At 36.0% G+C, this 22,840-nt stretch carries 15 protein-coding genes and 1 pseudogene; 15 read left to right on the top strand and 1 reads right to left on the bottom strand.

Going from position 1 to position 22,840, the window contains the following annotated elements; translation table 11 throughout:
• From ACIPKN_RS17680 to ACIPKN_RS17665, 4 genes are all read left to right on the top strand, one after another.
• On the top strand, window positions 1-2,325 hold the full coding sequence (locus ACIPKN_RS17680; RefSeq protein WP_400938422.1) for an ABC transporter permease: 2,325 nt from the start codon (window positions 1-3) through the stop codon (window positions 2,323-2,325).
• 404 nt (window positions 2,326-2,729) lie between these two features.
• Window positions 2,730-3,689, top strand: coding sequence for a 2-hydroxyacid dehydrogenase (locus tag ACIPKN_RS17675; protein ID WP_400938420.1), 960 nt, complete (start codon window positions 2,730-2,732; stop codon window positions 3,687-3,689).
• A 43-nt stretch (window positions 3,690-3,732) separates the two neighbouring features.
• Window positions 3,733-4,116 (top strand): cupin domain-containing protein, encoded by a 384-nt coding sequence (locus ACIPKN_RS17670; RefSeq protein WP_400938418.1) that lies wholly within the window; start codon window positions 3,733-3,735, stop codon window positions 4,114-4,116.
• Between the two features lie 453 nt (window positions 4,117-4,569).
• Window positions 4,570-5,823 (top strand): MFS transporter, encoded by a 1,254-nt coding sequence (locus tag ACIPKN_RS17665; RefSeq protein WP_400938416.1) that lies wholly within the window; start codon window positions 4,570-4,572, stop codon window positions 5,821-5,823.
• Between the two features lie 181 nt (window positions 5,824-6,004).
• On the opposite strand, the gene ACIPKN_RS17660 is transcribed toward ACIPKN_RS17665, so the two are convergent.
• Window positions 6,005-7,618, bottom strand: a complete 1,614-nt coding sequence (locus ACIPKN_RS17660) for a PucR family transcriptional regulator (RefSeq protein ID WP_400938413.1) — start codon at window positions 7,616-7,618, stop codon at window positions 6,005-6,007.
• A 149-nt stretch (window positions 7,619-7,767) separates the two neighbouring features.
• On the opposite strand from ACIPKN_RS17660, the gene allW reads away from it, so the two are divergent.
• From allW to ACIPKN_RS17605, 11 genes and pseudogenes are all read left to right on the top strand, one after another.
• Window positions 7,768-9,213 carry an allantoin permease gene (allW, locus tag ACIPKN_RS17655; protein ID WP_400938411.1) on the top strand — a complete coding sequence of 482 codons (1,446 nt, stop codon included), beginning with the start codon at window positions 7,768-7,770 and terminating at the stop codon, window positions 9,211-9,213.
• Window positions 9,214-9,228: 15 nt separating this feature from the next.
• The gene (gene allB, locus ACIPKN_RS17650; RefSeq protein WP_400938409.1) at window positions 9,229-10,608 is read left to right on the top strand and encodes an allantoinase AllB; all 1,380 of its coding nucleotides are present in this window, start codon (window positions 9,229-9,231) and stop codon (window positions 10,606-10,608) included.
• Between the two features lie 449 nt (window positions 10,609-11,057).
• A pseudogene (locus tag ACIPKN_RS17645) lies at window positions 11,058-12,681 on the top strand (lactate permease LctP family transporter).
• A gap of 367 nt (window positions 12,682-13,048) precedes the next feature.
• Window positions 13,049-14,278, top strand: a complete 1,230-nt coding sequence (allC, locus tag ACIPKN_RS17640) for an allantoate deiminase (RefSeq protein ID WP_400938406.1) — start codon at window positions 13,049-13,051, stop codon at window positions 14,276-14,278.
• 27 nt (window positions 14,279-14,305) lie between these two features.
• Window positions 14,306-15,109, top strand: coding sequence for a (S)-ureidoglycine aminohydrolase (gene allE / locus ACIPKN_RS17635; protein WP_400938404.1), 804 nt, complete (start codon window positions 14,306-14,308; stop codon window positions 15,107-15,109).
• A 131-nt stretch (window positions 15,110-15,240) separates the two neighbouring features.
• Window positions 15,241-16,290 carry an ureidoglycolate dehydrogenase gene (gene allD / locus ACIPKN_RS17630; RefSeq protein ID WP_400938402.1) on the top strand — a complete coding sequence of 350 codons (1,050 nt, stop codon included), beginning with the start codon at window positions 15,241-15,243 and terminating at the stop codon, window positions 16,288-16,290.
• A 17-nt stretch (window positions 16,291-16,307) separates the two neighbouring features.
• The gene (locus ACIPKN_RS17625; protein WP_400938399.1) at window positions 16,308-18,062 is read left to right on the top strand and encodes an acyl-CoA synthetase FdrA; all 1,755 of its coding nucleotides are present in this window, start codon (window positions 16,308-16,310) and stop codon (window positions 18,060-18,062) included.
• Window positions 18,062-19,327, top strand: a complete 1,266-nt coding sequence (locus ACIPKN_RS17620; protein WP_400938396.1) for a YlbE family protein — start codon at window positions 18,062-18,064, stop codon at window positions 19,325-19,327. The genes ACIPKN_RS17625 and ACIPKN_RS17620 overlap by 1 nt, the downstream gene beginning before the upstream one ends.
• Complete coding sequence (locus tag ACIPKN_RS17615) at window positions 19,324-20,094, top strand: oxamate carbamoyltransferase subunit AllH family protein (RefSeq protein WP_400938394.1); 771 nt, start codon at window positions 19,324-19,326, stop codon at window positions 20,092-20,094. Before ACIPKN_RS17620 ends, ACIPKN_RS17615 begins: the two co-directional genes overlap by 4 nt.
• 5 nt (window positions 20,095-20,099) lie before the next feature.
• Window positions 20,100-21,032, top strand: coding sequence for a carbamate kinase (arcC, locus tag ACIPKN_RS17610; RefSeq protein WP_400938392.1), 933 nt, complete (start codon window positions 20,100-20,102; stop codon window positions 21,030-21,032).
• A 385-nt stretch (window positions 21,033-21,417) separates the two neighbouring features.
• Complete coding sequence (locus ACIPKN_RS17605; protein WP_400938389.1) at window positions 21,418-22,116, top strand: polysaccharide deacetylase family protein; 699 nt, start codon at window positions 21,418-21,420, stop codon at window positions 22,114-22,116.
• Window positions 22,117-22,840: the final 724 nt, after the last annotated feature.

The following is a 22,840-nucleotide window of genomic DNA, read 5'->3' as shown; positions in this document are numbered from 1 at the left end:
ATGAAATTGCTTTTAAAATTATTGCGGGACATCAAACAGTCTATGGGGCAATTTATCGCCGTCGTGATTGTTATTGCAGTAGGTGCTTTTTTCTATGCGGGACTAGTAACCTACAGCAATAATCTTAATACGTATACGAAGGATTACTTTCAAAAACATAATTTAAGCGATTTACATGTATATTACAGTCAGCTTTCTAAAAATGATGTCACTCGGTTAAGTAAAATTGAAGGTATCAATAAAATCGAAGGACGTTATACCTTTGATGGTACGCAAACGTTTGAAGATTACAAAACGTCATTAAAAATTCATTCGATCCCAGACAACAATGAAATAAATACACCTACTATAACTGAAGGTAGTATCCCATTAAAAAAGGATGAGATTTTATTAGATTCTCACTATGCAAAAGAACATCAATATCGTGTCGGCGATCAAATCACGATAAATGCGAATGAAAGCAGCTTTAACTTTACAATTAGTGGCTTAGGTGAGAATGTTGAACACGCAAAAAAGAATGAAATTCAAGACCATAAAGCATATGGAGTCGCTTATATTGCTGAAGAAACATTACCCGAAATCTTAAATGGCTTTTACTTTAATGAAATCATCGTGGATGCTGCAGAAGGTTACGATATTGAAAAGTTAGGCAAATCAATTGAAGAACAGTCCAAGCAACTTAGCTATTTAGATCAAGTAAATAAGGAACGGACTTTGAACTATTCTAAAATCAATCAAACGATTAAAAATAATAACTTAATGAGTAAAGTTATACCTTTAGTACTTTTTTTGATTGAAGCGATTATCCTATTTCTCGCCATGTCGAGGATTATCGATTCGCAAAGGAATCAAGTTGGTATTATGAAGGCTTTAGGTGTAAAAAACAGCAACATTATGCTTCACTATATGGGATACCCTATGCTGGCAGGAATACTAGGCTCAATTATAGGTTGTGTAATTGCCGCTTTTGTATTTATTCCTTTAGTAACTACGTCTTGTGCAAGGGCCTACTCTTTGCCTGACATAAAATTCTCGCTCTCTTTATTTTCAATCATCCCACCGATTATTTTCTCTAGTGCCTTTGGTGTTCTGTCATGTTACTTAAGTGGTAGAGCTATATTAAAGGAACATGCAGCTCAGGCTATGCGTCCTAAACCGCCAAAGAAGATGAAAAAGCTCTTGATAGAAAGAATTCCAGGTCTATGGAGCCGTATTTCCTACAGTTATAAACTCATTTTGAGAAATATATTTTTAAATAAACAAAAAGCTTTAGCAAGTTCAATTGGTGTTGTTGTAAGCACCGTTTTATTGATTACTGCTTTCGGTACTCAAGCATCCTTGCTAAAAGTAGCAGATCAAATTGAAGATGTTTATGCTTATGATCTAAGAGTCGATTATACGATGGGTACAAATTTTAAGACGGTAAAACTACCTTCTGAAATTAAAACTAGTTATTTGTTAGCCACTCTTCCTATTGAAATCATAAAAGATAATGAAAAAGAAAGCGCCAATTTAGTTGTTACTGAACAAGAAAACAATCTCGTTCATTTCTTCGACGAAAATGACAATAGAATAGCTTTAGAAAATAACGGTGTACTTGTCCCCAAATCTTACGCTGACAAATATCATATTTCTAAAGGGGATCGTATCAACATAAAGTTTACAGCGCCAGAGCTAAAAGATACTTCTGTAGAAATGAAGGTTTTAAATATCTCTACACAGTATTCGAATCCATCGTTTTATAGTACACCAGAGTACTTAAAGAGCTTTAACATAGACTACAATCCAACTTCGCTTTTAGTTCAAACAAATAACGCTACAGATGCTATGAGCGCTCGTAATTTTTTTGAAAAAGATCGGAGTGTAGATACAATTGCCGATAAGAATGAATTAAAAAAATCGGCACAATATATTGTGAAGCAAAACAGTTTTGTATTTATCATGTTTATCATAAGCGCCATCATACTGTCCTTTGGCGCCATCTATACGATATCTTCCATCAACATATATGAAAGGAATCGTGAGCTGGCAACACTGAAAGTATTAGGCTATCAAAAAAATAAAATAAACAGATTAATATTTTTGGAAAACATTATCCTAACAACATTTGCGGTCATTGTAGCTTTACCAATCAGTGGCTATGTCTATAAAATTATCGTAAAGGCTCTATCAAGCACCCATCAACAAATCCCAGATAAATTAAGTATGTTAATCATCTTAGTCTCTATAATTGTCGCGTTCTTACTGACTATAGTGTCTAACTTACTTCTTAGAAGAAAAGTGACGAAAATAAATATGATTGAATCGCTAAAAAGTGTGGAATAGAGTTTTTATGGTAAAGGTGTAAAAAGTGACCTTAATTAAGGAGCATCGATTGCTTAAAAAGGTAGACAAAAAACAATGTGTGGGTAAATATACGATGATAATGTAACGAATCAGTCCGATAATTTTTGGGCTGATTTTTTAATTTGCACGAAAGCTTTTGTTAAAAATATGTAATGTCGTTTGTATTTTTGTTAAAAGTGAACAATGTTATTTAATTACTCATATCCTACAATCAGATTAAGCGTATAGCAAGAAAAATAAGAAAAAACAGGAGTGTAAATCAATGTAAATACTAGATTTTTTGTGCGAAGTATACAAAAACAAATGAAGTGTGATTCTCTCTTTCTAACTATGGACACTAGTTAATCAACAGGCGTATCGACATAATAGGAGGAATGGATTGTATGTTAGTAAAATTATTAGAACCATTAAATGTTCCAGATTCAATCATTGAAAAGTTAGCGGAACCAATCAAACAGGGCGGTCATGAATTTGTTTATTACAATGAGAAAACGTCTGATTGGGCAGAATTAGCAAGTCGTAGTGAAGGTGCAGATATTATTATGATTGCGAATAATCCTTATCCTACAGAAGTAATTGATCAAAATGACAAGTTAAAATTAATCAATGTGGCCTTTACAGGTGTTGATCATGTAGGTATCACCCAAGCTAAAAACCAAGATATTATGGTATGTAATGCAGCTGGATATGCGAATCAAGCGGTTGCGGAATTAACGATTGGCTTAGTATTAGACGTGTATCGTCGCATTACTAAGGGTGATAGGGAAATTCGTGCCGATAATTTCCCAGGGACATTCCAAGGTAGTGAAATTAAAGGTAAAACAGTTGGATTGATTGGTACAGGTAAAATTGGTTTAATGACTGCTCGATTGTTTAAAGCATTTGGTGCAAACTTAATCGCTTCAGATCAATCTAGTTTTAATCCAGAAGCTAAAGATATAGGTATCGAGTATATGGAATTAGATGAGTTATTAGCACAATCAGATATTGTGTCATTACATATTCCATTACTACCTAGCACGAAAGGCTTAATTTCTAAAGAAAAATTACATTTAATGAAGGAATCAGCCATTTTAATCAACTGTGCACGAGGCCCAATTGTTGATAATGATGCATTGGCGGATGCATTAAATGAAGGGCGAATTGCTGGAGCTGGTATCGACGTATTTGATATGGAACCGCCTATTCCTGGATACTATAAACTATTACACGCCAAAAATATAATTTTAACACCACATGTAGGTTTCTTTACGGATGAAGCGATGGAACTGCGTGCTAAAATTGCATTCGATAACACTACAGCATTTTTAGAAGGTAAACGCCAAAATATTGTTAAACGCTAAATAATGTAGGTTTTTTGGAAATTTGAAACAAGGAGAAAATACAATGACATTTAAAAAAATAGCAAGAAAAGATTTAAAAAATCGTATTTTCCATTGGCCAGATATTCAAGAGTTTAGAGAAGAAGAAGCGACAAAACATATTTTCTATGAAACACCTAATACTGTAGGAGCTGTTTGGTGTATGCATCCAGGACAAGATTTGCCAATTCACTCGCACGAGAAAGCTGATGATATTTGGATTGTTGTAGAAGGAACAGCAGATTTTTATCCAGAGTGTGGTGAAATGGTTCAAATTAAAGCTGGAGATGTTGTTGTTGCACGTGCTGGTGAAAAGCACGGAATGACTAATAATTCTGATAAAGATTTTGTGATGTTAGGGATTGCGGGTCCAACACCAATCGGCTTTATTCCGCATAATCATCATTAATTGAAATAGTACGTCTGTTGATTAGCTAGTTTTCATAGTAAAAAGAAAGATTCCTCCTTGTAAATGCAATATCTACAAGGAGGAATCTTTCGTGCCATCACTAAGGATTGTCACACCTCAGCAAAATTTTATTTTACAAAGCAGAGCTGTTGCACTGTAGATTGCGGTCGGTCCGATTACCTATAGGGTAGTCGGGCTTATTTTTGGTTTGCTTGAGCCTTCCTTACTGTTCGAAGAGCTTGCGAAGATACAAAAGTACTACGCAAAAATCGGCAAGTAAGAATACCATAAGTCATACTTTCATAAAAATTTCAAGCATAAGTTTTTTGTCTAAAATGTGCAATGTTGGTTCTGTTTTTGTTAAAAATGAACAATGTTATTTACGTACTCATAACCTAAAATTAAATTAAGCACTACATAAGTAAAAAAAACGAAAAATGGGAGTGTCGTATTATGGGACAAACAGTTAAAAATGACCCGAATTATTACAAAAAAATAATTGTTGCACTGTGTTTAGGTTGGGTAGTTATTTGGATTTATCGTACAATACTTACGCCAATATATCCACAAATTCAAGAATCGCTAGGGAATATAAGCGATACTCAAGTAGGACTTATTGCTTCAATTTATTTCTTTGCCTATACAGGTATGCAAATTCCATCAGGAATACTCGTTGATAAATTTGGTCAAAAACGAGTATTAATCCCTGCATTCATCATTTTCTCATTAGCAGCATTCGTCATTGGAACAAGCTCGTCAATCACGCAAGTGTACATCGGCGCCTTATTGGCAGGTCTTTCGACTGGCTCATACTATGGTGCAGCTTTCTCCTTATCAGCTAAATATATGCCAAAAGATAAGAAAAGTTTTTCTAATGCGATCATAAACAGTGGTTCAGCGTTAGGGATGGTCATTGGTCTAATAGGCTCATCTGTATTAGTAGGTGGTCTTGAAATTAAATGGAATTTCTTACTCTATATTATAGCAATCCTCATTTTAGCTGTAACATTTGTGTTTGCTTTATTTGTTAAACAAGACAAAAAATTAGCTACAGAAGAAATAAACGAAGATAAGAAAACAACACAAGATACAGATTCTAAAATCAATTTATTCTCACCAAAACAATTAGTTGTCTATTTTGTCTATTTTGCAACATGTTATGGTTATTACATGATTGTAACATGGTTACCGTCATTCCTTGTCACAGAAAAAGGATTCGAACAAGGTTCAGTAGGCTATGTAGCTGCTTTAGTCGCAATCTCAGCAGTACCGGGTGCATTAATATTTTCTAAATATATTGATAAAAATGCACATATGCGTCTGAAATTAATTTTCTTCTTGTTAATTGGCGCAGCGCTAACAATTAGTCTAACAGTATTTTCACCTAACCCAACAGTACTTTATGTTGCACTAATCTTATATGGTTTACTAGGCAAACTTGCAATTGATCCAGTATTAATCACGTATGTAACTGATTCAGTATCATCAAATACAATTGCTAAAGCATTAGGTTTCTTTAACTTCTTTGGTATGACTTCATCGGTTGTTGCGCCAACGCTTACTGGTTATATTGGTGACATTACTGGCTCGAAGGTATTAGCATTCTATATTGCAGCAATACTTCTTGCAGCAGCAGCGATATTATTTTTCATTGTAGTTATGTTAAGCGAAAAAAAACAGCCCCTAACTCCTGTAACTCAAGAATAAAGCAACGCTTCCATCAGTGGAGATTTTCTACATCTCCCACTGATGGACTGCTTTTTTTATATATTTAAATCAAAAATATTTTTTCATTTTTAACTGTGATAGGTAATAAAACACATTTCCATTTTCTTCACTAAAAAAATCCCGCTAAAAAGCATTCAAAATAGCTTTTTAGCGGGATTTTTTAAAATGTAATTTTTTCTGATGCAAATAAAGCTAATCTAATATCCAAGGATGCTTCAGAAGCTTCGACAGACTGACCTAAAATTTCTTCGCATTTTTTAATACGATATTTTACTGTATTACGATGAATAAAGATATCTTCTGAAGTCTTTGTGAGGTCGCAATGGTTCGCCAAATATACTTTTAAAGTATGTTTTAGTTCTTTTTCCTTCGTTGTTTTCGGATAGGCTAATGAACCTAATGTGTACGTGATAAACGGTTTTAATTTGTTGGCTGGTATGAGTTGTAATAATTCTTCTACACTTTTGGATTTATAGAGTTCTATAAATCCTAGTTCACCATTTTCAAACTTATTATCAAAAGCTTCATTTGCTTCGAAATAAGATAGTGGTAACTGTGAGAATTCAGAGACTTCATTACCAATACCAAACGATAGTGAATTATTAAAAAACTTTTGATACTCTTTATTGAGATATTTGCAGTAATCTAAGTAATATTGATGTCTCGTTTGTAAAAGTATCGTAAAGCGATGCTTACCTGGAGACGTATATATACTGATAGTGGGGTCAATGTCAATCAACTTATGCGTTAGCCATTCATAGGTCATTTGATACCGCTCATTCAAATAGATATTATTTTCTACATCTTGTTCTTTATCGATCGCACAAATTATCACCTGATAGTAATTTGATGGTTGGATATGATGCTTTTTTAAAAACTCAGGGTGCTGCTTGACAGAAATAAGGTTATCAGGGTGTTCAGACATGAGTGATTCAAAAAATCGGTCCACATCCTGTTGTTCCGCTTCCTTAATTTTACTATTTTTATAGATTGCAAGACTGAGAGTATTTACTGCCTGTTCTATGGCTAGCAAACTAAATGGATAATTGAGCGTATTGACGTTTGAAACCATAAGATAATAAGGAAAATATTTAAATGCAGGAACCTCAAATATAATATGTTCTTCCTGGAAAGCTTCTCTATTATTAGGCGTAATATGCTTGGAATTTAAACATCTTTTAAAATAATTAAGATTTTTTTGAACATTTTCAGGGTGTTGATTGAAGTGATGGCTCATTGATTTAATTTGATAAAGAGGATTTAATAACATCACTGGAACTCTGAGGAGTCTACTCATCCGTTCAATCATCATTTCCAAACTTAACCCTCTCATAAGCATTGTATTTAATTCTTGTTGGATATCTAATGCAAAATATAATTTTTCAGTTTCTTCATCTAAAATATATGACGAGATGTGATGAGTAATCGATCCTAGATTCCAACTATCAGGAATGCTAATAACTGGGAATTTTAATTCATTTGCGAATTCTATGATTTCATCATCTAATTTTTTTAAAAATCGGGAAAGCTTGATACCTATGCCTGCAACTTGTATATCATTTAATTCTCTAATGAGATCGATTAATCCAGATTGATTGTCTTGATAACACATACCAGTTGTTACGATAAATGAGTGTTGTGCAGTAAAATCTTTGATATCAGGTGTCTCTGTAATATCGACCATTTCTACCACTCTCTCTAAATTGCCTTCATCATTTAACAATGTTAAATCTGAAAATTGTTGTACAGACATTATTTCTTTTAATGTTGTCATAAGAACTCTCTCCTAATCTTTGTTTGAAAAAGCCAAAATAAAAATTAAATATGTATGATGTTACAAAGATAACCTATCACACTGATTGTATACTATTTTTGAAGGTTATTATACGTATAATCCTTTATTAATAATAAAGGAGAATCATTATGCTAAAACAAGGTCAGGATATCCAACGAAATCCTTCGTTTTTTGAAAAGCGCGGTTACAACAAGGATATCATGCCAAAGTTGCTTGAACAAAGAAATTCATCCGCATTTAACTTTTTTACGCTGTGGATGGGGGCAGTGCATAACATTCCTAATTATACAGCTGTCGGTGGCTTCTTATTATTAGGCTTATCACCATTTCAAGTGATGTTATCACTTGTTATAAGCTCATTTTTAATTGCCTTCCTACTTGTTGTAAACGGTTACGCAGGCTCAAAATATGGTATCCCATTCGCCATGCACTTAAGGCATACATATGGTGATATAGGTGCTAAATTACCAGGTGTATTACGTGGTGTTGTAGCCGGCATTGCTTGGTTTGGTTTACAAACTTTTGCTGGCTCACAAGCTTTATTGATTCTAATGAATAAAATTTTTCCGGGATTCAATGACATTGGAGATGGTACTACAATTTTAGGTATTACTATTCCCGGATTAATCGCTTTCTTGTTATTCTGGGTAATTAACTTTGCCATTGGTATTGGCGGCGGAGGAACCTTAAATAAATTTACTGCTATTTTAAACCCAATGATTTATATAGTTTTTGGTGGTATGGCAATCTGGGGCATTAAAGCTGGTGGTGGACTCAATAAAATTTTGAGCTATGAACTGAGTTCGGAGAGTAGTATTTTATATCAAACCATTTTAGCGTTTATCTTAGTGTTTAACTCATTACTTGGTGTTTGGGCTGCTCCAGGGGCAAGCGTTTCTGATTTCACACAAAATGCGAAATCAACAAGAACACAAATTTTCGGACAAGTTTCTGGTATTGTTGTTGCTCATATTTTGTTTGCATTTTCAAGTGTAACAATTTTAATTGGTGGGTCCATTTATTTTGGTCAACAAGAGTGGAATATACTGAATATTATCAATCAATGGGATAGTATATGGGCCATCTTCTTTGCTACAGGTGTACTTCTTATGACAACAATTTCTACAAATGCAACAAGTAATATTATTCCAGCAGCCTATCAAATAAGTGCGTTATTTCCAAAGTATATTAATTATCGGCGTGGAGTATGGATTGCATCGATTGCAAGTATTATCACTATGCCATGGAAGATGATGGAGAATAGTGATAGTATCTTCATGTTTTTAAATATGATCGGCGCCATTCTTGGTCCAGTTGCGGGTGTGATGATTGTAAAGTTCTACTTCATTTCAAAGTGTAGGATCAATATCGATGAATTATATTTTGATAGTAATAGCAACGAACGACCAAAAGTGAGAATCAATATACAAGCTTATATTGCAACAATCGTTGGAGTATTCATATCCCTAATAGGTTTTATACCGAGGTTCCACGTCATTTTGGACTTTTCATGGTTTATCGGATTTTTCACAGCAGGTATTTTACTTTTATTATTAAACGTTTTAAAAAAATAGAGGAGGATGATTCTCATGCAATTCGATTTAATTATCAAAAATGGATTAGTTATTCTAGAGAATGGTGAGCAAGAAGTCGATATAGGTATAAAAAATGGTAAAATCGCCGCAATTGGTAAGGGTTTAGGTGAAGATGCACAAATTATTGATGCAAAAGGCTTGATCGTATCTCCAGGCATGGTAGATGCACACGTACATATCACGGAACCAGGAGGAGGCTATCGTGATGAATGGGAAGGTTATGATACAGGTACACGGGCCTGTGCAAAAGGTGGGGTAACAACAATTATCGAAATGCCATTAAACCAAGTACCCGCAACAATTAATGGCCCATCTATTAAAGAAAAATTTAAAGCTGGAGAAGGGAAATTATCCGTAGATGTTGCCAGCTATGGTGGATTAGTGCCATTTAACTTAGACGGTGGTATTCAAGAATTAGATAACAATGGTGTCGTTGCCTATAAATGTTTTGTAGCGACTTGTGGTGACCGTTCTATAGAAGGTGATTTCATGAAAGTGGATGACTATGCACTTTATGAAGGTATGAAACAAATTGCGAAGACAGGTAAAATCTTATCTATTCACGCTGAAAATGCTGAAATTACTGATAGATTAGGCGAATTAGCATATAAAAATGGCGAAACATCATTACGTGCTTATGTAGATTCACGACCTGTATTTACAGAAGTGGAACCAATTCGAAAAATAATCCTATTTGCTAAAGAAACCGGTTGTCGCGTGCACATCGTTCATATAGCTTGTGAGGAAGGTATAGATGAAATTGTGAAAGCGCAGCAAGAAGGTGTCGATATTACATGCGAAACATGTACACACTATCTATATTTCTATAAAGAAGAATTAGATACTATCGGTCCAGTTGTAAAATGTTCGCCGCCAATCCGTGAACAATCTCGTTTGGAAGGTATGTGGAATCGTGTACTTAATGGGGATATTTCATTCGTAACATCAGATCATTCACCATGTACACCAGACTTGAAAGATAAGGACAATGCCTTTGAGGCTTGGGGGGGTATCGCAGGTGTACAAAATAACGTAGACGTATTATTCGATGAAGGTGTACAAAAACGAAACATGCCATTAGCTCAATTTGCAGCGATTATTGCTACAAACCCTGCGAGACGTTTTAATCTAGAACAAAAAGGTAGCATCACAGTAGGGAAAGATGCAGACTTCGTATTTATTAAAAAAGATGCACCTTATGAATTGAAAGCCGAGGACTTAGCATACCGACACAAAATTAGTCCTTATGTTGGGCGCAAAATCGGTGCACAGATAGTGAAAACAATCCTTCGCGGTGTTGAAATCTATGACAAAGATAAAGGAATTGAAGATGAGAAAGTAGGTCGATTTATCTCTCAAGCAATGGATAATTAGCCGTGGATTTATCCAAATAAGCGCGATATTGAATGAAGTAGACTTTCTACATCATGCCATTGGACGTGGAACAACACTTGCTACATTCTGGGAGAATACTTTTAAATCTTTTAAAAAACTATTCATGTTTATATCGATTGTGAACATGGCGCTAAAGAACTTATTCTTTAGAGTAGTAGAAAATAGGTCCTGTTTCGCTTTAAGTATACTTGTAGCGGAGCACCGTAAATAACGTAGAGGACCTTGATAATATCTTTATAAGTATATAATGTTTCTTAACCTATTATTCTGAAAAAAGGAGCGATAGCTTATGGAATTGCGATGTATGAACGAGAAGAACAGAAAAAACTCGTCTATCGTGTATAAGCATGCATGGATATCTACAATCAAGTTAGTTTAGCTCAATTCAAATTTTATAGAAATAAACTACTTAGAAAGAAGTGACAACGATGTGGTTTCAACAATACGATCCACTTGGAAACGAAATAATGAGTGGCATCATAGCCTTCCTTCCCATTCTTCTATTTCTACTAAGTTTAACAGCCTTTAAATTAAAAGGGGTTTATGCTGCAGCATTAACATTAGGCTTTACCCTTATCATTACCGTCGGATTCTTCGGAATGCCCATTACGAAAGCCTTAGGGGCAATTCTTCTCGGTACAGGCAAAGCGCTATGGCCAATCGGTTATATCGTTATTATGGCTGTTTGGTTGTACAAGATTTCAGTTAAAGCCGGAAAATTTGAAACAGTACGTGGTAGTATTGCTAGTATTACCGAGGATCAACGTCTTCAATTATTGCTAATTGGCTTTTGCTTTAATGCTTTCTTAGAAGGCGCAGCAGGATTAGGTGTCCCAATCGCTATTTGTGCAGCATTACTTGTGACTCTTGGTTTTAAACCAATTAAAGCTGCTGGACTTTGCCTAATCGCTAATGCCTCTACAGGTGCATTCGGTACAGTTGGAATTCCAGTTATTACAGGTGCTCAAGTAGGTGGTATGGAAATTTTAGATCTTTCTAGAATGACAGCATTTATGTTACCGTTGATTTCATTTCTCGTTCCGTTTATCCTCATCTTTATTCTAGATGGGTTCAAAGGAATAAAAGAAATATTCCCAGCAATTTTAATCGTCAGTGGCGCATTTTCGGGGCTTCAATTACTAACGATTACTGTTATCGGGCCGGAGCTTGCGAATATTATCCCTTCTTTAGCTAGTATGATAATTTTGGCATTATTCTTAAGAAGATGGCAGCCTAAAACGATTTATCATGAGCCTGGTGTAGAAGCAACAGGAAATTTAAAAAACTACTCTATGAAAGAAATCATGGTAGCATGGTCACCATTTTATTTACTCACTGGTGTTATAGCCATTTGGAGCCTCCCTACATTTAAAAATTTATTTGCAGCAGATGGTGCACTTGATTTTACAAACGTAGCCTTGAAAATCCCAGGATTACATGATCAAGTCATGCGTACACCGCCAATAGTAACCGAAGAAATACCTATGCCAGCAATCTTAAATCTTAACTTTGTTTCAGCAACGGGAACAGCGATTCTAGTGACAATTATTTTAACAAGTATTCTATTTCCTGCGTTAAACATAAATCAAACCGTTAATTTGCTCGGTGGTACCATTAAAGAATTGTGGTTACCGATTTTTTACGATCGTTCTTGTAATGGCTTTTGCAAATCTCTCGGACTTCTCGGGACTTAGTACTTCTTTGGGACTTGCACTTGCAAAAACGGGTGACTTCTTTCCATTTGTAAGTCCAGTATTAGGATGGATTGGTGTCTTTCTCACTGGATCTGTTGTTAATAATAACGCGTTATTTGGTAGCTTACAGGTGGTTACTGGGACGCAAGTCGGTATATCACCATCTTTGTTAATGGCAGCCAATACAGCTGGAGGTAGCGTGGCAAAATTGATTTCACCACAATCTATCGCTATTGCAGCAGCAGCCGTTAATGAGACTGGGAACGAGTCAAAAATCTTCCAATATACATTACGGTACAGCTTAGGTTTGCTACTTCTCATATGTATCATGACATTTGGCTTATCATTTATCTTATAATAATTAAAAAATGAACTATACCGTATGGTAAATCAGAGTTTTTACATTGATTTACTATGCGGTATTTTTTTTAATCAAGATAAATTCGATTCCTTCGGCTATTTTTTGAATGCTGATGGAGTCGTATAAAAAAAGCTGGAACTTGCTCCGTACGTACGACTACTTAGTAGCCTATACGTAATTGATAGCTAACTGTATTCATTTTTCGTGCTCAGCGTTTACCTCTGATCTAGCTTTTGAATCTTTATCAAACATGTATTTGTTGATAGTGCATAAAAAGAGCTTCCATAATTGTTTGTTCTGTCAATGAATGGTTGTGAGTAAGGTCCTATAATAAAAGTGTATTAGAGGAAGGAGTGAAAGAGTAATGGATATTCAATTAACGTTTGAAGCTTTAGATAAGAAATTCACAGGTTTTGGTGGCTTAGAACAAGGTGGAATTACACGCCTTTTATATTCTCAAGAATGGAATGATGCAGTTCGTGAGCTGGAAAAAACATTCAAAGAAGAAGGATTAGAAGCAAGCTTTGACGACATCGGGAACTTATCTGGGCGTCTTGTTGGAAGTAAATATCCAAAAGAAACCATTTTGACAGGATCACACATCGACACAGTTGTTGAAGGTGGGCATCTGGATGGTCAATTCGGTATCTTATCTGCACTTGTTGCTGTGAAATATTTAAAAGAAAAATATGGTCAACCACTACGATCATTAGAAGTATTATCGCTTGCAGAAGAAGAAGGTAGTCGATTCCCTTACACATTTTGGGGTAGCAAAAACTTCTTTAACTTAGCTAAAAAATCGGATGTTGACACAATTGAAGATGCTGAGGGTATTAAGTTCGAAGATGCGATGTGTAAATCAGGTTTTAATTATCGGAAAACGACTGACGTTCGTAATGACATCAAAGCATTTGTTGAAATTCATATTGAACAAGGTAAAGTGTTAGAGACAGAAAATAAAACAATCGGTGTTGTCAATGGAATCGTCGGTCAAAAACGCTTCACGATCAACTTAAAAGGTGAAGCAAACCACGCTGGTACTACGCCCATGTCATTACGTCGTGATACAGTTGTTGCCTATAGTGAAATTGTCTCGGACTTAACAAAACGTGCTAGAGAAATTGGGGAACCACTTGTGTTAACGTTCGGTCATGTCACACTTGTACCAAACACAGTAAATGTAGTTCCCGGCGAAATTACATTCTCAATCGATTGTCGTCATATTGATCAGCAACTATTAAATGATTTTGCAGCAGAAATCGAAGACAAAATTAAATTAGTCGCTGAAGCAAATAGCATGACATATGATATTAATTTATGGATGGATGAGGCACCAACATTGATGGACAAAGAAATCGTTCAAATCATTGAACAAGCAGCAAAGAATAATGTAGGTGATCAATATAAAGTGATGCCATCTGGTGCAGGACATGACTCACAAATCTTTGCACAATATGTTCCAACGGCAATGTTGTTTGTACCTTCTATTGGTGGAATTAGTCACAACATTAGTGAAGAGACGAAGATAGAAGATCTTGTTAAAGGTATTGAAGTATTAAGCGATGTACTTTATGAACTAGCATATAAAGAATAAAAATAATGAAAAAGGAGCCAGATACTTATGGGTTACTTAAATCAAGTTCAAGGATACAGAGAAGGTTTATTAGAAACACGTTCTATCATTAAAAAAGACAATTACGCGGTAATCACACCAGACGGCCTAGTTAATAATGTTGTACCTGGCTTTAAAGATTGTGACGTAACAATCTTAGGATCCCCACGTTTAGGTGCAAGATTTGTAGATTATTTAGTAACAGTAAAAAACCAAGGCGGAAACAAAGCTGGTTTCGCTGGTGATGGTATTCAATCATTTGTATACGTTGTTTATGGCAAAATCAATGCTTTTGCAGACGGTAAAAGATACGAATTAACAGAAGGTGGGTATTTATATGTACCCCCACACTTACAGTTGACGTTTGAAAATAATAATAACGGTGAAGATAGTCGCTTATTCTTATACAAAAAACGTTATCAACCTCTTAAAGGACAACCTCTTAAAGGGTATACACCAGAAATCGTTACAGGTAATGTGAACGACATTGAACAAGAGGCATATGAAGGTATGAAAGAAGTATTAATTCAAGACTTATTACCAAAAGAAATTGGATATGACATGAACATTCATATTCTTTCGTTCAAACCAGGCGCTTCACATGGTTACATTGAAACACACGTTCAAGAACACGGCGCTTATGTTTTAAGTGGACGAGGCATGTACAACTTAGACAACGAATGGATGCCAGTTGATAAAGGTGACTATATCTTTATGGGTGCTTATGTACCGCAAGCAACCTATGCAATCGGTTTAGATGAACCATTCTCATACATTTATTCTAAAGATGCAAACAGAGATATTGATTTATAAAAGTGAGTATATTATCTCCGATAGTTATCCAAAGATAAATTAGGCATCTTAGTTACAAAAGAAATTCAAAAATAAATTCTAAATTATTTAGAATCTGACACAAAATATTAATTATATAAGGAGTAAACAAGATGCGTGTATCTAGAGAAGAACTATTTAATTTAATGAAACAAAAGTTTATGAAAGCGGGATTAAATGAAGGAGCGGCACATGATGTTGCAGATGTATTAACATACGCCGATCATAGAGGCATTCACTCCCATGGTGCCGTACGTGTTGAATACTATTCTGAACGCATTGCAAAAGGTGGTATTACAGCAAATCCAAACTATACATTTGAACAAACAGGTCCAGCATCTGCGGTCTTTAATGGAGATAATGGTCCAGGTCACCAAGTTGCAAAACAAGCGATGGAAAAAGCAATTGAAATGGCAAAAAAATCGGGTATTGCCGTTGTTGGTATGAAACATATTTCGCATAGTGGTGCATTAGGTTACTTTGTTGAAATGGCGGCGGAGCAAGATATGGTTGCCTTAAGTATGTGTCAATCAGATCCAATGGTCGTGCCATTTGGAGGAACTGAGCCTTACTTTGGAACAAATCCAATTGCCTTTAGTGCACCATCCGCTGATGATCGTATCATCACATTCGATATGGCGACAACTGTCCAAGCATGGGGCAAAATCTTAGACGCAAGAAGTAAAAATGAATCAATTCCAGATACATGGGCAGTAGATGCAACTGGTGCACCAACTACGAATGCAAGAGATGTTCATGCACTCTTACCGATTTCAGGTCCAAAAGGGTATGGATTAATGATGATGGTGGATATTTTATCAGGTAGTCTTCTTGGAGTCCCACACGGTATACATGTGTCTTCCATGTATCAGGACTTAACAAAAGGGCGTGATTTAGGTCAACTTCATATCGTGATTAACCCTGCCTATTTCACAGATTTAGATGCTTTCAAACTACAAATTACAACAATGCTCAATGAATTAAAAACACAGCCAGCGGCAGAGGGTTATGGAGAGATTTATTACCCAGGTGAACGCGGTTTATTAAGAAGTGAGGAATATGATAAGGATGGTATTGAAATCGTAGACGACATTTACAACTACCTTGTGTCAGACGATGTTCATTACGATCGTTATCACGGAAAAAATAGATTTGCAGAATAATAAATTGGAGGATCATCATGTTATACACAATTATAAAAGAAAACACTTATAAAGACTCCATCGTGTTAATGCTTTTATCCAACAAGTTGTCTGCAATTGATGGTGTAAACAAAGTATCGATCATGATGGGAACACCAGCGAACAAAGACATTTTTAAATCTTCTGGCTTAGGCACGGATGAATTAGAAAAAGCAAAGCCAAATGATATCGTTATCGTTGTAGATACAGACCAAGAAGAAAAAGTAGACGAAGTGAAAGAAGAAGTAGAAATCGCTTTAAAAGGTGATTCAGATTCACAAAATACGTCTAAAGGTCAAGAAGCTCACAACTGGAAACGTACAATGGAGCTTGCGAACAATCCGAACTTAGCATTGATTTCAATTCCTGGTCAATATGCAGCGATGGAAGCGGAAAACGCATTGAACGAAGGCTTACATGTGTTCATGTTCAGTGACAATGTTTCTAAAGAAGACGAAGTGAAATTGAAACAAAAAGCGCATGAAAAAGGGTTATTAGTGATGGGTCCAGACTGTGGTACTGCACTTATTCACGGCGTACCTCTTGCCTTTACCAATAATGTAAACGAAGGCGATATTGGTATTGTTGGTGCATCAGGTACAGGGATCCAAGAAGTAACAACAATTATTGACCGTTATGGTAAAGGTGTGACAAACGCACTTGGTACAGGTGGACGTGATTTATCGACAGAAGTTGGTGCGATCACGATGTTAGATAGCATCAAAGCGTTAAACCAAGATCCGAAAGTAAAAGTCATTACCGTGATCTCTAAACCACCTGCAGAGGAAGTACAGCGCAAAGTATTAAACCTATTAAGAAATATTGACAAACCAGTTGTAACGTTATTTTTAGGTGACAAACCTTCTTACCAAGAAGAGAACATCTATCATGCTTATACACTTGAAGAAGCAGCGGTTGTAGCTGTCCAATTATCAAATGGTGACAAACCAAATTTTGAACCGACAACAGCTGATGTGAACGTTGTATTAAAAGAATCACAAGTTGGTATTAAAGGTTATTATTCAGGCGGAACATTAGCATCTGAAGCAGCGATGCTAGTGAGAGATGCTTTCAAAGATACAATGACTGAAGAGAAAAGCGTTAGCTATGTTTTAAAAACAAACAATCATGAAATCATTGATTTAGGTGATGATGTATATACAAAAGGTAAACCACACCCGATGATTGATCCTGAAAAACGTATCGAAATGCTTGAAAAATCTATGGACGACCCTGGAATAGCAGTCATTATGATTGATAACGTGATTGGTAACGGCGGTCATGAAGATATGGCTAGTGAACTAGCACCAACAATCAAGCGTATTTTGGACAGTGCACGTCAAGATGGTCGTCAACTTGCAGTACTTGCAACGGTTGTTGGTACAGCACAGGACATCCAAGGTTATGATAAACAAATTGAGATTTTAAAAGAGAGTGGTGCAATTATTTGTAAGACAAACGATCAAATGGTTCGCACAGCTATCCAACTTGTAGGCGGTACAGTGGAACAACCAATCGTTGATGTACAAAAATTTGATTATACAGAAGAAAACTTGGCAGTCGATGAGAAAATTATGTCCTTCATTAATATGAAACCAAGTGTCATCAATATTGGGCTAAAAAGCTTTACGGAAGCTCTTCAAAACAGTGGCACTGAGTGTGTTCAATTTAACTGGCGTCCAATTGCTGGTGGCGATGAGAAGTTAATGAAAGTACTTCAATTCTTAAACTATTATGAAGGAGGTACAATCTAATGGGTTACAAAACAATAAATGAAGCGAACGAAGCCGTTATCCAGAAGATCATAGCAGCAGCACCATTCTTAACGGATGTTGTACCTGCGAAATCTGTGATTCCTGAATTGGAAGATTATGTGTTATTGCACGCTGGGCCTCCCATTAAATATGAAAATATGACAGATCCTATGCAAGGTTCCTGTGTTGGAGCAATCCTTTTTGAAGGATGGGCAGAAGACGAAAAGAATGCACGTGAATTACTTGAAAGCGAAAAGATCACATTCATTCCATGTCACCATGTGAATGCTGTTGGACCAATGGGTGGTATCACTTCACCTAACATGCCAGTACTCGTTGTTGTAAACAAAGAAAGTGGTAATGAAGCGTACTGTCAAATGAACGAAGGCATTGGAGCAGTTTTACGCTTTGGCGCCTACAATGAGCAAGTCATCAATCGTTTACACTGGATGAAAGATGTGTTAGGTCCTGTATTAAGTGAAGCATTAAAAACATTTGATGAAGGCTTGAATGTCAACGTATTGATTGCAAAAGCTATTGCAATGGGTGATGAGTTCCACCAGCGTAATATTGCAGCTTCACTTGCATTTTTAAAAGAACTATCTCCAGTCATTGCATCATTAGAAGACGTTGAAAAAGAACAACGTACAGAAGTAATCCAATTTTTAGCTGACACAGACCAATTTTTCTTAAATATTGCTATGGCGACTGGTAAAGCAATGATGGATGCAGCACGTACTATCGAACACGGTACAGTTGTTACCGCAATGTGCCGTAACGGTGAAAACTTTGGTATCCGTATTGCGGGTATGGGAGACGAATGGTTTACTGGTCCTGTTAATACCCCACAAGGATTATACTTCACTGGTTATTCAGCAGAAGATGCCAACACAGATATTGGCGATTCAGCTATTACAGAAACAATCGGTGTTGGCGGTATGGCGATGATTGCGGCACCTGCAGTTACCCGCTTCGTTGGTACAGGAGGATTTAATGATGCGCTTGAAATAAGTAATCAAATGACTGAAATTTGTATCGGCGAAAACCCGAACTATGTCATTCCAACATGGGACTTCAAAGGCGCATGTTTAGGGATCGATGCACGGAAAGTTGTTGAAACAGGAATAACACCTGTCATCAATACAGGGATTGCCCACAAAATTGCGGGTTATGGACAAATTGGTGCCGGTACAGTACACCCGCCAATCGAATGTTTTGAGAAAGCCATCACAGCCTATGCTGAAAAGCTAGGTTTTAAAGGATGATTTTACAAGCAAGTGCGGTTGGTCCAATCGCACTTGAATTATTGAATGAAGGAAACACCTTTACCGTGCACAGTATTTTTGAAAAAGGTTTGAATATGGTTGATCGAAATGGTGAATTGATATTTGCTGGTACCGACGAAAATGGGACATTTCCATTCGGCATCTTGCTTGATCGTCAAACTAAACAAACGATAAAGTCCTATATAAGAGTAGGCGATACATTAACATTTCACACTAATCGACTCTTTCATAACTGTTTTGAATTGGTGTTTAATGTAAAAATACTACCGTTATATATGGATTTTGATCATGCAAATATCAATAGACTAAAAGAAAATTTCGAATACATTTCATTTACATCCTATGAATCAACAGATTTTGAACGAGCACGTGTGTTGGCTTTGATCGATAGATTACATGATCCAACCCAAAATCTTGAGAAGATATTCCGTTATTTTATTGGACGTGGACAAGGTTTAACACCAACTGGTGACGATATACTGGTCGGCATATTGTACGGGCATTTTTTAAATAATTTTATCGAACATAAACATCTTGAAACTTTAAAAGCTTTAATCAAGGAACCTTTAACGACCATTGTCAGTAAGCGCTTTTTAACATGTGCTTTAGATGGTGTATTTAGTTCGAAGATTACAGCATTACAGCATGATCCATCCTTAGAAAGCATGAAAAGTCTTATAGAAGTTGGCTCTTCATCTGGGATGGATACGTTATATGGCATTTACATGTCGTTAATTAAGGAGTGAAGGAAATGGGAAAGAGTGTAGTTATTGCATTGGGCGGTAATGCAATTTTACAGCCGCAACAAAAAGCAACTTATGATAATCAATTCAAAAATGTAGTGTCTGCAACTCGTCATATGATAGAAATGAAGGAAGAGGGGCATAAAATTGTCATTACACACGGCAATGGCCCGCAAGTGGGAAATATCATTGCCCAAAACGAAGCTGCTAAACATGTAGTCGAACCACTACCAATCCATGTTTGTAACGCAGAATCACAAGGTTTCATTGGTTATATGATGGAAACAGCTTTAAAAAACCATATTCAAGAACGAGACATTCATGCAAATGTGGTTACATTGTTAACAATGGTTGAAGTCGATAAAGAGGATCAAGCATTTGAAAATCCAACTAAACCAATTGGTGTATTTTTCTCGGAAGAAGAAGCGAAACGTTTAGAAGAACAAGGCTATACGATGTTAGAAGATGCGGGGCGTGGATACAGACGAGTTGTACCTTCACCAGAACCACAAGTGATTCATGGTATAGACGAAATAAAACGTTTAATCGATGATACGATTGTTATTTCATCTGGGGGTGGTGGTATACCTGTATATCGGGAAGATAATGGACAATTACAGGGTATTGAAGCGGTAATTGATAAAGACCGTTCAGGATTAAAGCTTGCACAACAGGTAAATGCGGAAGTTTTCATGATGCTAACAGATGTACCAAATGTATATATAAATTTTGGTAAAGAAAATGAACAAAAATTACGCCAAATTACAATAAAAGAAGCTGAACAATATGTTGCAGAAGGACAATTTCCACCAGGTAGTATGTTACCAAAGATGCAAGCAGCTATCGAATTTGCGAAATTAGGTAAAGAAGCAATTATTTGTTCGTTGGATCAAGCGGTTGCTGCATTAGAAGGAAAAGCAGGCACACGTATAATACAATAAGGCTCTTGTTAGCTACATAAACAAAGAGGCAGATATAACAAGTTAAAACCTTAAAAAGCACAAGAAATCAATTTTAGCAACATTGATAACTTGCGCTTTTTTGATAGCTACGATTCTTTTTTTATCTACGTGTTTTATTCCTATTCGGCAAATACGCTCCACAGCGCTTAACAATGCTGGTATTTAAAATCGGTAGCCCTAACAAAGCTAAGTAAGAAAAGACCTAGAATAGGAAGAAGAACAGTATTCAGGTGGACTTTCTAAGTTGGATTTTGACGAGGACAAGAATACAGACTATTTTTGGCTGTTGCTTTCGATTTGGAAGGACTAACGCTAATAAAATGGTAAACTGTATTTAAAACTCCTGTATGGAAAGAGGATTGCTGTGAAAAAGAAGTTGGTATTGATTGGGATAGGGATTCTGTTCGTTTTCCTTCTCCTACTAGGCACTTATAAATTAATAAATTCTAGGACGTATCAGTTATTTGGGGGCTTAACCAAACAAGTAGAGACGAATCAAAAAGTGGTTGCTTTAACTTTTGATGATGGTCCGGCAGATAACACAAATCAAATATTGTCGCTATTAGAAGAGTACAATGCTAAAGCTACCTTTTTTCTCATAGGTACAGAAATAGAAAAATTTCCAGAGGAAGCAAGAAAAATTGCAGAAGAAGGACATCAAATTGGGAATCATACCTATTCGCATAATCGGATGATTTTCAAAACACCCGCTTACTACAAAGATGAAATAGAAAAGACCGATCAATTGATTGAAAATACAGGATACAAAGGTGAAATTGATGTTCGGCCACCTAATGGGAAAAAGTTGATAGGGTTGCCTTATTACTTAAATAAACATAAAAGAGAAACTATAACTTGGAACCTTGAGCCAGATACTTTTTACACAACGGTTTCTGACAAAGTAAAATATGTGACAGAGAATATTGAACCTGGTTCGATTATCTTGCTGCATCCAATGTATGATAAAACGGGCAAAGCGCTCCAAACAATTGAAGGTATACTACAGGAACTTTCAAAGGAGGGTTATACGTTTATCACGGTGAATGAACTTCAAGATTTATAGTATAAAAACAGAGTTAGTTTTCCTATTTCCTAGGATTAACTCTGTTTTTTTGTTACTCTTCTTTAGGAAATTTTCCTTCTTCATCCGGAAACCTAACTTTATGTTTTACACTAACAGTCTTTAAATAAAAAGATCTTCCTGTAGCGAAAGAAAAGGTGTTAGGGCATAATTGAAACAATAAATCGAGGGCTACGTTTATAAAAAAGGATAGTCAGCTTTTGGGAAGATAGTTAGAGGCGAAGAAATGCGTCTCTTTTTCATTGTAAGTTCGGCATACGTAGGAACTCTAGGGTGGAAGGTTCAGAAGCGGGAAGATAGAAGGGATGGTTAGCCGATAGCAATGGGTCTGTGGTATCGCGGAATCAGAAGGCAAAGCACATACCTGAGGCACACAAATCTCATAGAAATCTATGGATGATAGGGGTGAGTGTCCACTTTACTTTCAACAAGAAAATTGATCTTAGCGTGAATGCAAAGCTCGCTGTCTTTTTTAAAATTTTTCAAGAAAAATGCTAATTTTACGGGGTCGGGAACATGTGTTCTAATTCCGGTGAATTGAGCTAAAGAGGGAAGTCAGTAAGTTACATACAGGAACATTAAGAGATAAATCAACTACAAATAAAAGAAGGCGGTTTTTTGCTTTTCAACTTCCTTTGCGCTTCATTGATGGCTAACGGAGCTGTTTATAAAAGAAACTAGCAAAAAGCTTTATAAATGCTAAAAT

It is taken from the genome of Lysinibacillus sp. NPDC086135 (assembly GCF_044746345.1).
Classification (GTDB): Bacteria; Bacillota; Bacilli; order Bacillales_A; family Planococcaceae; genus Lysinibacillus.
The sequence above is the reverse complement of the archived record's forward strand: the minus strand, read 5'-3'. Positions and strand labels throughout refer to the sequence as shown.